Origin of the sequence: Mesorhizobium huakuii (assembly GCF_030160235.1) — a bacterium.
GTDB classification, from domain to species: Bacteria; Pseudomonadota; Alphaproteobacteria; order Rhizobiales; family Rhizobiaceae; genus Mesorhizobium; species Mesorhizobium huakuii.
Genome location: NZ_BSNY01000071.1, coordinates 86,202 through 99,583, shown reverse-complemented (window position 1 = coordinate 99,583; position 13,382 = coordinate 86,202). Strand labels below are relative to the sequence as shown.

Below are 13,382 nucleotides of genomic sequence, written 5' to 3'. Positions count from 1 at the left end.
TGCAGTTGCACTCGCTTTCACGGCGCCGGTCATCGGTGCGACGAGCGCCGATGCGGCCCCGATGGCAAAGCATCATCGTCATCACCGCGTTCATCATCGTCATGTTCGTCATCACCGCGTTCACCACCATGTTCATCACCGCCACCACCACATGAAGAAGACCTACTAAATAAGGACTTCCAAGGAGAAGACCCGCCTTGGCTCCCTGTTCAAGGCAGGTCTTCTCCCGGTGTGGAGTGCCAGTCCGACGTGAGGCGTTCGCGAACAGGGCCAGGTCACCTTCATCCAAGGACAGTGGCTATCTCAGCGCCGGCTGAACAGCAGGCTAGCGAACAGGCCGAGCACGACAAGCCCAACCGCGGCGGCCGCAGCCGGATGGTCACGCGCCGATTTCTCAATCACCCTGCCTTGTTTGCGGATTGCCGGCATCGCATCGCGCAGACGCCCCGCAAGATCCGAATACGTGTCGAGAGCGGCATCGCGGCCGTCTTCATAGTAAGCGCCACCGCGCTTTGACACCGCCTTGCGCAGCGCCGCGAGTTCCCTGGAGAGGGCCGCGACCTGCTTTTCGAGATCGATGTCCGAAAGGGTCGAAAATGATGCCATCGTACGTTTCCTTAATCTTGCAGAAGGAAACGTAACGCCTCACCCCATTGCGGGTTCCGGTCTCGAGGCTCCAAAGCGCTTCGCGCTGATGTCAGCGCACCTGATCAAGCAGACGCTTGCATTCCAGGAGGTCGAATAGCGCCTCCTGCAGCAGCGCGCGATTGTCGCGCGAGAGTTTCGATGAGTCCGGCTGAACCGGACCTTCCTCGTCGCTCTTGCCCAGGCCGAAAAAGCGACGACTGGGCTTGACCCTTGGCTGGCCAACCAATTCATCGTCGCCGCCGCGCGGCTGCGCCGCCGGCGTCAGCGGCACCTGGTCGGCCTGCTTTCGCTGCGAGATCGCCTCGACGGCGGCCATGTCGCCATTGCCGATGGCAACCAGGAAGTGATTGCCGTTCTCGCGCAGCAGCTTCTGCACGCCCTTGATGGTGTAGCCCTGGTCGTAGAGCATGTGGCGGATGCCCTTGATCAGTTCGACGTCCTGCGGCCGGTAATAGCGGCGGCCGCCGCCGCGCTTCATCGGCTTGATCTGGTTGAACCGTGTCTCCCAGAAGCGCAGCACATGCTGCGGCAGGTCGAGATCTTCGGCGACCTCGCTGATGGTGCGGAAGGCGTCAGGGCTCTTGTCCATGGGCGAAATCCTCACGCTGGAGCGTGATCCGGAACGGTCTTCAGCGAGATCACGCTCAACAAAGAGAAGCTCATTCCATTTGCGCGGAATGGATCATACGCGGAACACCAATCCGGCCATGCTGCCGAATCGGGCCTTATTTCAGCGGTTTGTGAAGCAATATTCAAGCCCGGCGTGATCGCGGGGCTGGTTTTCAACCGTACAATGGAGGCTATTTGCCGCCTTTGGCCTTGCTGTTCTGGTGAGAGCGCAAGATGCGGTTCTTCAGCACATTGGACGATTTGAAGGTCATCACCCGGCGCGGCAGGATCGGCACCTCTTCGCCGGTCTTGGGATTGCGCCCGATGCGCTCGTTCTTGGAGCGGACATGGAACGTCGCGAAGGACGACAGCTTGACCGTCTCGCCACGCACGATGGCCTCGCAGATTTCATCCAGCACGGCTTCGACCAATTCGGCGGATTCAGTGCGCGACAGGCCGACCTTTCGGTAGACGGCCTCCGCCAGGTCGGCACGCGTAAGTGTCTTTCCCCCCATGCGACCGTCCCATCAGTTCAAAACGTAAAATCGGCACAACAACGGCAGAGCCTAAGTAATTGATCCGGCAAGGTCAAGGACCGAAACCGAGCCGTTCGGCACTTACCAGCGAACCAGAACGGCGCCCCAGGTGAAGCCGCCGCCCATCGCTTCCAGGAGGACGAGGTCGCCCTTCTTGATGCGGCCATCGGCAACGGCCACCGACAGCGCCAGCGGCACGGAAGCGGCCGAGGTGTTACCGTGCAAATCGACCGTAACCACCACCTTTTGCTCTGCTATCCCGAGCTTCTTGGCGGATGCGTCAATAATTCGTTTATTGGCCTGGTGCGGCACGAACCAGTCGAGGTCGTCGGCCGTTATGCCGGCGGCCGAGAAGGTTGCCTCGATGACATCGGTGATCATGCCGACCGCATGCTTGAAGACTTCGCGGCCTTCCATCCTGAGATGACCGACCGTTCCCGTGGTCGACGGTCCGCCGTCGACGAAAAGCTTGTCCTTGTGCACGCCGTCGGAGCGCAGGCTGGCCGCCAGGACACCGTGGTCGGCAATCGTGCCGGCCCCCTCGCCCGCCTCCAGGACAAGTGCGCCGGCGCCATCGCCGAACAGCACACAGGTCGAGCGGTCGCTCCAGTCGAGGATGCGCGAGAACGTTTCCGAGCCGATCACCAGCACACGTTTGGCAAGCCCCCCACGGATGTAGAGGTCGGCTGTCGTCACCGCATAGACGAAGCCTGAACACACCGCCTGCATGTCGAAGGCGAAGCCGTGATGCATGCCGAGCCGGTTCTGGATCTCGACCGCGGTGGCCGGGAATGTGTTGTTGGGCGTCGATGTCGCCAGCACGATCAGGTCGATATCGTCCGGCGTCAGCCCGGCATTGGCAAGGGCGGCTCGTGCCGCGGCCTCTCCGAGCGAAGCCGTCGTCTCGTCGTCGGCCGCGATATGACGCTGGCGGATGCCGGTACGCTGGGCGATCCACTCATCCGATGTTTCAACCATGCCCTCGAAATCGGCATTCTTCATGATGCGGCGGGGCAGCGCGGCGCCCGTGCCGCGCACGACTGATCTGATCAAAGTTCTTTCCTATTCCTTCGCGTCGACAACGACGTCGGATTTCCGGGATGACAGGGCATGCGGATTGCGCGCATGAAACAGGTCCAGGTCGGCTTCGATGCGGTCGAGCAGATTGTTGCGCACCATGTCATAGCCGAGCTCGATCGCAGCGGCAAAACCATCCGAATCGGCACCGCCATGGCTTTTGACGACAATCCCGTTCAGCCCCAGGAAGACGCCACCATTGGAGCGGCCGACATCCATCTTTTCGCGCAGGCGGTCAAAGGCGCCCTTGGCGAAGACATAGCCGATCTTGGCCATCAGCGTGCGGCTCATGGCGGCGCGCAGATAGCCCGCGATCTGGCGCGCGGTGCCTTCCGCGGTTTTCAACGCGATGTTGCCGGCAAAACCCTCCGTCACCACCACGTCGACCGTGCCCTTGCCGATATCGTCGCCTTCGACAAAGCCATGATAGTTCATCGAGGCCATGTTGGCCTCGCGCAGCATGCGCCCTGCCTCCTTGACCTCTTCCTGGCCCTTGATCTCTTCCACGCCGACATTGAGCAGGCCGACGGTGGGCCGCGCCACGCCGAATACGGAGCGTGCCATGCCGGTGCCCAGAATGGCAAAATCAATCAGCTGGTGCGCATCCGCGCCAATGGTGGCGCCGACGTCAAGAACCACGCTTTCGCCGCGCAATGTCGGCCACAATGCAGCGATCGCCGGGCGATCGATGGTGGCCATGGTGCGCAGGCAGAATTTCGACATCGCCATCAGCGCGCCGGTGTTGCCGGCGGAGATACAGGCGTCCGCGGCGCCTGACTTGACAGCTTCGACCGCCTTCCACATCGACGACTTCCAGCGGCCATGGCGCAACGCCTGGCTGGGCTTGTCGTCCATCCTGACCGCGATCTCGCAATGGAAGAATTCGCTCACCTCGGCCAATTTGGGGAACTTGGCGAGTTCCGGGCGCACAAGCTCCTCACGCCCGTAGATGACGAAGCGGATGTCGGGACGGCGAGTCGCGACCGTCACGAGCGCCGGAATAACCACGGCTGGTCCGTGATCGCCGCCCATGGCATCGATGGAAATCCTGATCACGCGGTATTCATCTCACGGTTATGCGGCAGGTCGCTTTAGTGATCGCGAAGGTTCGGCGAAAATAGCGGTTTTGGGTTTTCACACAACCGACTTTTCCATCGCGGGCGAGGTTTTCAGGATTTTCCCAGCAAGGATCGCAGTTTTTGCTGAAATTCATTCTCCACCGCTTCGGTCTCTCCGCCGGCATCCAGCGACGCGCCCGACTTGCGCGGATAGGGGTTGATCGCCAGTCCGAAGAACTGCTCGGCGAGAGCGCCGACATCGATCGTGTCGCCGGAGAATGTTTCGGGGCTGTCAGGACCATCCGCATCGAGCAGGATCTCGCCGCCGCCCTCGAACCCCTGCCGCCCAAGCTTGGAATCCTCCGGCAGCAGCAGCGCCTCGACCGGCTCGTCGATATGCGCTTCGACGGGATCGAGCGTGACGATGCAGGCCTGTGTGATATCGGCCTCGACACGACCGCTGACCTTGACGCCATTGCGCTTCCAGGAGGCCACCAGGAGTTCGGCGCGATAGGCCTCGACCGACAGCAGCCCGTGCTCCTCGGCGAGCGCGGCACGCTGGGCGGCGTCGGCCTCGATCACCACCGGCAGGCCCTTCTGCGGCAGCCGGGCGACATTCGCGAAAAAGGAAACCGGGCTATGCGGATCAGCATGTTTCATCAAGCACCTCCCTTGGCGAGCGGAAACACCGCCGTGCCGGAAACGATCGATTCGGACGGCTGCGCGGCCAACTGCCGGCAGGCGTCGGCGACATAGTCGGCCAATTGCGATGCCTCCGCCCATGTGCCGGCATCGGGCCGGACATTGCGGGCAAGCGCCGCGGTCAGTCCGTCGCGATCGTTTCTTTCCAACGCATCATCATAGGCGGCGGTGCGGCCATAGAACATCTTCGCCAGCTTCTTCATGCGTTTGGGCACGCCGACATCGCCAATGCCCAGCTCCCGCAGCGAATGATCGACGTCGAGAAAGAACTCGTCGATCAGCACCTGGGCGATCTCCTGCGCCCCGCCGCCCTCGCCACGCAAACGATGCTGGAACAGGAACATATGCAGCGAAATCATCTCGAAACGGCCGAGCGGCGTGTCCGGCACATTCCAGTGGGAATAAAATACAGTCTGCCGCGCCGCCGCCACGATTTGTGCGTAAAGCGCGTCCGTGATGGCGCGGTTGGCGTGGCGTTCGCGACCAAAAAGGCGCTGGAACATGGGGATGGTCTCCCGGGGACCGTTTGTTGAATTGGCCTTGTTGCATCGGCAGGCAAGCTGGTTTACCGGTTTTGCGGCCCAGCGCAAGTTGCGGCGATATAATGGAGAATTGTTGTTGCGCGCGCTGAATTTCAAGTCGACCTTCTCGTCCAGGCCTGCCGGCGCGATCTCGCTGCTGCTCGTCGTTTCGGCGCTTTCGGCGTGTCACACCAACAAGATGATCGGCGACCTCAATCCGAGCGAGACGTTCACGCAAGGTTATGTCTACGACCAGCAGGCCGTCGATTCGGTTCCCGTCGGCTCCAGCCGTGAGCAGGTGCTTCTGGCGCTTGGCACGCCGTCGACCACGGCGACTTTCGACAACGAGGCGTTTTATTACATTTCGCAGACGCGCAAGCGCTATGTCGCCTTCGACAAGCCCAGGCTGGTCGACCAGAAAGTGCTGGCGGTCTATTTCGGCGCCGATGGCCGCGTCACCCAGATCGCCAACTACAGCATGAAGGACGGCAAGATTTTCGACTTCATATCGCGCACCACGCCGACTGGCGGCAAGGACCAGAACTTCCTCAGCCAGATAATCAACGGCGCCAGCAAGCTGGCGCCCAGCATCCCCGGCGGCGGCACTCCCTGATCATCAGACCCTTGCTTCCCCATCGGGAATGCAGCATCATCTCAGGCGACCAAAAGCCCGTGGGAGCGATCCCACGGGTTTTTGTTTGGCCAATGCGAGCCCAGCTTGCCAGCACGGGGGCAAGCCCGTGCCAAATCCAGCGGGTCTTCGGGTTTTGACGTAAGCAATGGGCCTGATCCGTGCCAAACAAAAACCCGCGGGGATCGCTCCCCGCGGGTTTCTAGCTAGCGGCCAGGCTCCGTTCAGCCGTGCGCGAGCACGGCCAGCAGCAGGAGCGCGACGATGTTGGTGATCTTGATCGCCGGATTGACGGCTGGGCCAGCAGTGTCCTTGTAGGGATCACCGACCGTATCGCCGGTCACCGAGGCCTTGTGCGCCTCGGAGCCCTTGAGGTGCTTGACGCCGTCCTTGTCGACGAAACCGTCCTCGAACGACTTTTTCGCGTTATCCCAGGCGCCACCGCCCGAAGTCATCGAGATGGCGACGAACAGGCCGTTGACGATGACACCGAGCAGCGAGGCGCCGAGGGCGGCGAAGGCCGAGGCCTTCGAACCCGAGATCAAGAGCACGCCGAAATAGACGACGAGCGGAGCCAGCACCGGCAGCAGCGACGGGATGATCATTTCCCGGATCGCCGCCTTGGTCAGAAGGTCGACGGCACGCGCATAGTTCGGCTTGGAGGTCCCGGCCATGATGCCGGGATCCTCGCGGAACTGCTTGCGCACCTCCTCGACGATGGCGCCCGCCGCGCGGCCGACAGCCGTCATGGCGATGCCGCCGAACAGATACGGGATCAGGCCGCCGAAGATCAGGCCGGCGACGACGTAAGGGTTGGAGAGATCGAAGGAGATCTCGCCCATGCCCTTGAAGTAGGGGTATTTGTCGCCGTTGGCGGCAAAGAACTTCAGGTCGTTCGAATAGGCGGCGAACAGCACCAATGCGCCGAGACCGGCCGAACCGATGGCATAGCCCTTGGTCACGGCTTTCGTGGTGTTGCCGACCGCGTCGAGCGCGTCGGTGGAATGGCGCACTTCCTTGGGCAGGCCGGCCATTTCGGCAATGCCGCCGGCATTGTCGGTGACCGGGCCGAAGGCATCGAGCGCAACGATCATGCCGGCAAGGCCAAGCATCGTCGTTACCGCGATCGCCGTGCCGTAGAGGCCGGCGAGCTGGTAGGTGGAGATGATGCCGCCGACGATGACGATTGCCGGCAGCGCCGTCGCCTCCAGCGAGACCGCGAGGCCCTGGATGACGTTGGTGCCGTGGCCGGTGACCGATGCCTGGGCGATCGAGTTGACAGGGCGCTTGTTGGTGCCGGTATAGTACTCGGTGATCACCACGATCAAACCCGTCACCGCAAGTCCGATCAGGCCGCAGATGAACAGGTTCTTGCCGGTGATGACCATGCCGGCGACGGTGCCGATTTCGCCCCAGCCAAAGCATACCGAGGTGGCGACGCCGAGGCCGACGATCGACAGCAGGCCGGTGACGATCAGGCCCTTGTACAGCGCGCCCATGATCGAGCCGTTGGCCCCAAGCTTGACGAAGAAGGTGCCGACGATCGAGGTCAGGATGCAGGCGCCGCAGATGGCCAGCGGATAAAGCATCGCGGCGCCGAGAACGGCGGTACCGCCAAAGAAGATGGCACCGAGAACCATGGTGGCGACAACCGTCACCGCATAGGTCTCGAACAGGTCGGCGGCCATGCCGGCGCAGTCGCCGACATTGTCGCCGACATTGTCGGCGATGGTGGCCGGGTTGCGCGGATCGTCTTCGGGAATACCGGCTTCGACCTTGCCGACCAGATCGCCGCCGACATCGGCGCCCTTGGTGAAGATGCCGCCGCCGAGACGAGCGAAGATGGAGATCAGCGAGGCGCCGAAGCCGAGCGAGACCAGCGAGTCGATGACGATGCGGTCATTGGGCTGCAGGCCCATGGGACCGGTCAGGATGAGGTAGTAGATCGAGACGCCGAGCAGCGCCAGGCCCGCCACCAGCATGCCGGTGATGGCGCCCGACTTGAATGCGATGTCAAGACCGGCGGCCAGACTGTTGGAGGCCGCCTGTGCCGTGCGCACGTTGGCACGCACCGAAACATGCATGCCGATGAAGCCGGCAGCGCCCGACAGGACGGCACCGATCAGGAAGCCGAGCGCGGCGGTGATCGAAAGCAGCCACCAGGCGAGCAAAAGCACGACCACGCCGACAAGGGCGATGGTGGTGTACTGGCGCGCCAGGTAGGCTTGCGCGCCTTCGCGGATGGCGGCGGAGATTTCCTGCATGCGTGCATTGCCCTGATCGGACGCAAGGACCGAACGTGTCGCCCAGATTGCGTAAAGGACAGAAAGCAGGCCGCAGGCGATGACGGCGTAAAGTATGGTCATTGCCAAATTTTCCTCGATTGTTGGCCCAAATGAACCCCTCCCTGGGCCGTTGAGACAAAGACCGGAATCCGCGCACGGAATCCACCTCTTCGCATCGGTGTATGCGAAACAGGGCTCGGAACGTCAAGATATTGTTCGGTTTTTGCCCGGCTTTTGCCGTAGTGCTTTCGTGCAAACCGATTGAATCACATTTGGGCTGGACCGTGCCCGGCATCGCAGGGCTTGCCGCCACCCTGAAAGCGCAGACGCTCGGCGTCGAGCCACCGCGCGACCTGTTCGTCCGTCGGCCCAGTCAGATCAGGTGGAATGCCCCTGAACATCGCCGTCTTGCTGAATTTCGATTCCTTAAAGAGCTTGGGCGTGGAGTGTTCGCCTCGTTTGCCGATGTAGCGGGCATGACAGGCGAAGGTCGTCACACGAACTTGGTTGCGTTCAACGCAGCTTATCCAGCGCGCGCCATCCTGGCTGCTGACCACTTTGTCCCAGCCGCGTGCGGCGTAGAAAGCGTCTATCGCCTTGTGGTTCCGCCTGGAGTAGTCGCAGTCGCCAAGCAGTTCGAGATATTGCTTGCGGAACGGCCGCTCGGCCAGCCAGGCGCGCCGGGTGAGTGCGGCGCCCCAATTCTCGTGCATCGCGATGAGATCGCCTGCCCGGCGTCGCTGATCACGGCGGCTAGCCCAGAAGTCACCATAGGCTGAGACATAGGCGATGCGCTGGTCGCGTTCGGCAATATCGAGGAGCTGGCCGATGACGCCAAGATAGTTGCGCGAAAGAATCAGGTCATCCTCGAGAAACAGCGCCTTTTCTGCCTGGATATCCTCGAACAGATAACGCTCGGCGCGCTCGTAATTCAGCGCTATGCCGAGGTTCTCCGGCGCCTCGGCCACATCTCCCCATAGTATGGCTCTGCGAAAGATCGAAACGCATTGCGCTATGAGCTCGGCGCGGCCCTTCTGGCGGCCGCTCCACCGATTCCAGCCGCCATCCTGAAACAGCAAGATCCGATCCTGCTCGCAGACTTGCGGACGGAGGCTGGCGAGCACCTGGCGCAGATAGTCGGGCCTGTTGAACGACAGTATGGCGATCGGAAACCCGACTGGACGCGCCGGCCCTGTCTGTTCAGAGCGTCCAACCCTGAAGCCAAGGCGTGATAGCCAGTCCATGTCCCAATGCCCCGCGTTGTACCGTCATCCGGCTTACTTCCACCCAGTTCCATTGCATAGCCCTTGGCGAGCCCCCGCGCCATGGCGGGCTTCGCTGCGCGGCCTGTTGGGCCTCAACACCAGATGGGCGCCACGATATCCAGAATTGAAGGCTACTCCGCCTCACGCCCCATGCGCCGCGCCGCATAGCGCTCGACCGCCGACAATCCGTCATAGATGAGCACGGCAAGGGCCGCCACGATCAGGCCGCCCTGCAGGATGAAAGCCAGATTGTTGGACAGAAGACCGGCAATGATCACCTCGCCCAGCGTCTTGGCGGCAACCGTCGAGCCTATGGTGGCGGTGGCCAGGCTGATCACCACCGAGAGCCTGATGCCGCCAAGGATGATCGGCGCACTGAGCGGCAGCTCGACCTTGGTGAGCCTTTGCCAGCCGGTCATGCCGGCGCCGCGCGCCGCCTCGACGACATTGGCCGGCAGTGTCGTCAGCCCTGTCAGCGCATTCTCGAAGATCGGCAGCAGGCCATAGAGAAACAGCGCGATCAGCGTCGGCTTCTCACCGAAGCCGACAGCCGGCACGGCGAGCGCCAGCACCGCCACCGGCGGGAAAGTCTGGCCGATGTTGACCAGGCTGCGCGACAGCGGCAGGAATTCGGCGCCCGCCGGCCTGGTGACAAGGATGGCCAGGGCCACCGCAACGATGGTCGCGGCGACGGTGGCGATCAGCACGGTGCGCAGATGCAGCAAGGTCAGCGTCAGCAGGCTGCCCTGATTGTAGATCACCGGCGCATTGTTCTCGGTCAGCGGCTTGAGCAGCGGCTCAAACCAGCCCGGACTGGTGACGAACGCCACGAGCAACACCACCAACGCAAGCCTGAGCAGCAAAGGCAGCCAGGCTTTCATGCCGGCCTCGCCGCCCGCTTGACCAGCCCGTCCACCGTGACGCGGCCGAGCGGCTTGCCGTCGGCGCCCTTAACCGGCAGCGCCGGCCGGCCCGACCACAGGAGTTCAGCCAGTGCATCGCGCTGGCTGGCGTCGCCGGGGATGGCTTCGCCCTCGGCCGCGCCGTTCTCCACTGCGTCCCGCACCCGTCCGAGCGACAGCAGCCTGAATGGCCTTTCGCTGGCGCCGACCAGGGTCTCGACGAAGCTGCTGGCCGGGTTTGCCAGGATCTCGGCTGGTTTGGCGTATTGCACGAGCTTGCCGGCATCCATGACGGCGATCTTGTCGCCCATGTGCACGGCCTCTTCCATGTCGTGAGTGACGAGGATGATGGTGGTGCCGAACCGCTTCTGGATCGCCAGCAGATCTTCCTGCGCCTTGGTGCGGATGATCGGATCGAGCGCGCCGAACGGCTCGTCCATCAACAGCACGTTGGGTTCGGCGGCGAGCGCGCGGGCCACACCGACGCGCTGTTGCTGGCCGCCGGACAGTTCGTGCGGGTAACGCGGCCCGAATTCCCGGGGGTCGAGCTGGTAGAGCGTCATCAACTCATCGACGCGCGCCTTGATGCGGTCCTTGTCCCAGCCAAGCAGCACCGGCACGGTGGCGATGTTCTGCGCCACGGTGCGATGCGGAAACAGGCCGTGGCCCTGGATGGCATAGCCGATGCTGCGGCGCAGTTCGTAGCCGGGCACCGAGCGATTGTCGGCGCCGTCGAGCTTGATGATGCCTGATGTCGGCTCGACCAGCCGGTTGATCATGCGCAGCAGTGTCGTCTTGCCCGAACCCGAGGTACCGACAATGACGGCGATGGTGCGTGGTTCGATGATCATCGAGACGTCGTCGACGACGGTGGTCGCGTCATAGCGCTTGGTGATGCCTTCGATCTCGATCATGCCGTTTCAACCCTGCGCTTGGTGGCGGTCATTTCGATCACTGCGTCGAGGATGATGGCGGCGGCGAAGGCGAGCGCCACGGTCGGCACGGCGCCGAGCAGCACCAGGTCCATCGCCGTCTGGCCAACGCCCTGGAAGACGAACACGCCAAAGCCGCCGCCGCCGATGAGCGCGGCGATGGTGGCAAGGCCGATGTTCTGCACCAGCACGATGCGGATGCCGGTGAGGATCACCGGAAAGGCCAGCGGGAACTCGACGCCGAACAGGCGTTGGCGATCGGTCATGCCCATGCCGCGCGCCGCGTCGTTGGCCGCGCGAGGTACACCAGCAAGCCCGACCACGGTGTTGGCCACCACCGGCAGCAGCGAATAGAGGAACAGGGCGACGAAGGCGGGGGCGGTGCCGATGCCACGAATGCCGAGCGCGGCCGCCCCCGGCACGTGCGCGGCGATCCAGCCCAGCGGCGCGATCAACAGGCCGAACAGCGCGATCGAAGGGATGGTCTGGATGATGTTGAGCACGTTGAGCACGCCGGCCCGCAGCCTTTCGACACGATGGCAGAGTATGCCGAGCGGCAGGCCAACGACGACCGCCGCGAGCAGCGAGCCAAGCGCCAACGTCACATGCTTGGAGCCTTCGGCCCAGAAACTGTCGGCGCGGTTGGCGTATTCCTTGAGAATGGAAAGGTCGTTCCAGGCCCCCGACACCAAAAGCAGCCCGATGGCCGCGGCGACCGCGGCCAGCACGCCGACACGGGCCCATGGCGACAGGTTCAGGCGCGTCAGCACATCCGCCAGCAAAAGCGTGAAGACGAAGATGAGTATCCAGAAACCGGAGGCCGGCGATACCCTGGCGAAGGTGTTGCCGGCTGACGTCAAGAATGTACCGGCGACGCCGACGAGCAGCGCAAGCGCGGCAAGAGCGACCACGCTGGCGGCAAGGCGCAACACAAGCGCTGTCCTGAACAGTGCTACGAGCGCCGCCACGACCACGATAGCCAAAAGCAACGGCCCTGCCGTTGCCGGCAGCGCCTCGAGAATCGAGCGCGCCTGGCCCGGAACGATCCGGTTGGCGCGGAACGTGGCGAAGGGAGCGAGGAATGCCGCATAGGCAGCGATCGCGGCAATGACCACGCCGAGCTTGTCGAAACGGATGTTCACGCCCTCCCCCGTCGGTCGTTCCGGCGCGCCACGCGAGCGGCGCGCCGGAATCGTCCTACTTCAGAAAGCCGTTCTTCTTCAGGAAGTCCTCGGCGACGCCCTTGACCGGTTCGCCGCCAACCTGCACGCGGCCGTTCAGTTCCTGCAGCGTGACCAGGTCGAGCTTGGCGAAGACCGGCTTCAGCAGCGTCTCGATCTCGGGATGCTGCTTGAGCACGGATTCGCGGATGATGGGCGCCGGCTGGTAGACCGGCTGCACGCCCTTGTCGTCCTCGAGCACGACGAGGCCTGATGGCGCGATGCCGCCATCGGTGCCGTAGACCATGGCGGCGTTGGCGCCACTGGTCTGGTTGGCGGCCGCGGCGATGGTCGCGGCCGTGTCACCGCCCGAAAGCGTGATCAGCTGGTCCGGCTTCAGCGTAAAGCCGTAGGTGGTCTGGAAGGCCGGAAGGGCGGCGGCCGAATTGACGAACTCGGCGGAAGCCGCGAGCACCACCTTGCCGCCGCCGGCGACGTATTTGCCGAAGTCCGACAGCGTGACGAGCTTGTTCTGGTCCGTCACTTCCTTGCGTAGCGCGATCGCCCAGGTGTTGTTGGCCGGCGCCGGCGACAGCCAGACGATCTTGTTGGCGTCATAGTCGAGCTTCTTGGCCGTCTCATAGGCCTTGGCGGCGTCCTTCCAGACGGGGTCGTCGGCCTTCTCGAAGAAGAAGGCGGCGTTGCCGGTGTATTCGGGATAGATGTCGATCTCGCCAGCGGTGATCGCCTTGCGCACCACTGGCGTGCCGCCGAGCTGGATGCGGTCTGATGTCTTGATGTTGTTGGCGTTGAGAACGAGCTGGATGATGTTGCCGAGCACGCCACCCTCGGTGTCGATCTTCGAGGAGACGACCACCTGGGCACTGGCGGAAGCTGCAGTGATGGCCAGCGCCAATGCCGCGCCGGCGAAAACCTTGACTGAAAACATCGTGAAAACCCCTTGCTGTGAACCGGAATGCGGCGGCCGCATATGAGCATGGCTTCAACGGCCAGTCGGGGCACACGGTTTCATAACATTAGGTACAGACGCAATAA

Annotated in this window: 14 protein-coding genes; 1 reads left to right on the top strand and 13 read right to left on the bottom strand. The window is 63.2% G+C overall.

The window, feature by feature from the left end:
• Positions 1 to 303: 303 nt before the first annotated feature.
• From QQK95_RS32695 to QQK95_RS32665, 7 genes are all read right to left on the bottom strand, one after another.
• Positions 304 to 606 carry a hypothetical protein gene (locus QQK95_RS32695; RefSeq protein WP_284278683.1) on the bottom strand — a complete coding sequence of 101 codons (303 nt, stop codon included), beginning with the start codon at positions 604 to 606 and terminating at the stop codon, positions 304 to 306.
• 91 nt (positions 607 to 697) lie between these two features.
• The gene (locus QQK95_RS32690; protein ID WP_027046741.1) at positions 698 to 1,237 is read right to left on the bottom strand and encodes a MerR family transcriptional regulator; all 540 of its coding nucleotides are present in this window, start codon (positions 1,235 to 1,237) and stop codon (positions 698 to 700) included.
• Positions 1,238 to 1,448: 211 nt separating this feature from the next.
• The gene (locus QQK95_RS32685; protein WP_010915609.1) at positions 1,449 to 1,772 is read right to left on the bottom strand and encodes an integration host factor subunit alpha; all 324 of its coding nucleotides are present in this window, start codon (positions 1,770 to 1,772) and stop codon (positions 1,449 to 1,451) included.
• 102 nt (positions 1,773 to 1,874) lie between these two features.
• Complete coding sequence (locus QQK95_RS32680; protein ID WP_202354762.1) at positions 1,875 to 2,846, bottom strand: beta-ketoacyl-ACP synthase III; 972 nt, start codon at positions 2,844 to 2,846, stop codon at positions 1,875 to 1,877.
• A gap of 9 nt (positions 2,847 to 2,855) precedes the next feature.
• A complete protein-coding gene (gene plsX / locus QQK95_RS32675; RefSeq protein WP_284278674.1) occupies positions 2,856 to 3,926 on the bottom strand; it encodes a phosphate acyltransferase PlsX in 1,071 nt (356 codons plus the stop codon).
• A 113-nt stretch (positions 3,927 to 4,039) separates the two neighbouring features.
• Positions 4,040 to 4,588, bottom strand: a complete 549-nt coding sequence (locus QQK95_RS32670) for a YceD family protein (protein ID WP_284278673.1) — start codon at positions 4,586 to 4,588, stop codon at positions 4,040 to 4,042.
• Entirely contained in the window at positions 4,588 to 5,133 is a 546-nt protein-coding gene (locus QQK95_RS32665) for a ubiquinol-cytochrome C chaperone family protein (protein ID WP_284278672.1), read from the bottom strand. Before QQK95_RS32665 ends, QQK95_RS32670 begins: the two co-directional genes overlap by 1 nt.
• Positions 5,134 to 5,248: 115 nt before the next feature.
• Here QQK95_RS32665 and QQK95_RS32660 point away from each other — a divergent pair, with 115 nt between their 5' ends.
• Positions 5,249 to 5,764, top strand: a complete 516-nt coding sequence (locus QQK95_RS32660; protein ID WP_284278671.1) for an outer membrane protein assembly factor BamE — start codon at positions 5,249 to 5,251, stop codon at positions 5,762 to 5,764.
• A 242-nt stretch (positions 5,765 to 6,006) separates the two neighbouring features.
• Here QQK95_RS32660 and QQK95_RS32655 read toward each other — a convergent pair whose 3' ends face one another.
• The 6 genes from QQK95_RS32655 to osmF form a co-directional block, all read right to left on the bottom strand.
• Complete coding sequence (locus QQK95_RS32655; protein ID WP_284278670.1) at positions 6,007 to 8,148, bottom strand: sodium-translocating pyrophosphatase; 2,142 nt, start codon at positions 8,146 to 8,148, stop codon at positions 6,007 to 6,009.
• Positions 8,149 to 8,333: 185 nt separating this feature from the next.
• Positions 8,334 to 9,035: a hypothetical protein gene (locus tag QQK95_RS32650; RefSeq protein WP_284278669.1), complete on the bottom strand. Its 702-nt coding sequence runs from the start codon at positions 9,033 to 9,035 to the stop codon at positions 8,334 to 8,336.
• 428 nt (positions 9,036 to 9,463) lie between these two features.
• Complete coding sequence (locus QQK95_RS32645; protein ID WP_032929898.1) at positions 9,464 to 10,213, bottom strand: ABC transporter permease; 750 nt, start codon at positions 10,211 to 10,213, stop codon at positions 9,464 to 9,466.
• A complete protein-coding gene (locus tag QQK95_RS32640) occupies positions 10,210 to 11,148 on the bottom strand; it encodes an ABC transporter ATP-binding protein (protein ID WP_284278667.1) in 939 nt (312 codons plus the stop codon). Before QQK95_RS32640 ends, QQK95_RS32645 begins: the two co-directional genes overlap by 4 nt.
• A complete protein-coding gene (locus QQK95_RS32635) occupies positions 11,145 to 12,308 on the bottom strand; it encodes an ABC transporter permease (protein ID WP_284278665.1) in 1,164 nt (387 codons plus the stop codon). Before QQK95_RS32635 ends, QQK95_RS32640 begins: the two co-directional genes overlap by 4 nt.
• Positions 12,309 to 12,363: 55 nt before the next feature.
• On the bottom strand, positions 12,364 to 13,275 hold the full coding sequence (osmF, locus tag QQK95_RS32630; RefSeq protein WP_284278663.1) for a glycine betaine ABC transporter substrate-binding protein OsmF: 912 nt from the start codon (positions 13,273 to 13,275) through the stop codon (positions 12,364 to 12,366).
• Between the last annotated feature and the right edge of the window lie 107 nt (positions 13,276 to 13,382).

What these genes read in the sequence shown, in the direction of transcription:
- QQK95_RS32670 (WP_284278673.1), bottom strand. Translation starts at nt 4,588, where the DNA reads ATGAAACATGCTGATCCGCATAGCCCGGTTTCCTTTTTCGCGAATGTC.
- osmF (WP_284278663.1), bottom strand. Translation starts at nt 13,275, where the DNA reads ATGTTTTCAGTCAAGGTTTTCGCCGGCGCGGCATTGGCGCTGGCCATC.
- QQK95_RS32640 (WP_284278667.1), bottom strand. Translation starts at nt 11,148, where the DNA reads ATGATCGAGATCGAAGGCATCACCAAGCGCTATGACGCGACCACCGTC.
- QQK95_RS32655 (WP_284278670.1), bottom strand. Translation starts at nt 8,148, where the DNA reads ATGACCATACTTTACGCCGTCATCGCCTGCGGCCTGCTTTCTGTCCTT.
- QQK95_RS32690 (WP_027046741.1), bottom strand. Translation starts at nt 1,237, where the DNA reads ATGGACAAGAGCCCTGACGCCTTCCGCACCATCAGCGAGGTCGCCGAA.
- QQK95_RS32685 (WP_010915609.1), bottom strand. Translation starts at nt 1,772, where the DNA reads ATGGGGGGAAAGACACTTACGCGTGCCGACCTGGCGGAGGCCGTCTAC.
- QQK95_RS32695 (WP_284278683.1), bottom strand. Translation starts at nt 606, where the DNA reads ATGGCATCATTTTCGACCCTTTCGGACATCGATCTCGAAAAGCAGGTC.
- QQK95_RS32645 (WP_032929898.1), bottom strand. Translation starts at nt 10,213, where the DNA reads ATGAAAGCCTGGCTGCCTTTGCTGCTCAGGCTTGCGTTGGTGGTGTTG.
- QQK95_RS32665 (WP_284278672.1), bottom strand. Translation starts at nt 5,133, where the DNA reads ATGTTCCAGCGCCTTTTTGGTCGCGAACGCCACGCCAACCGCGCCATC.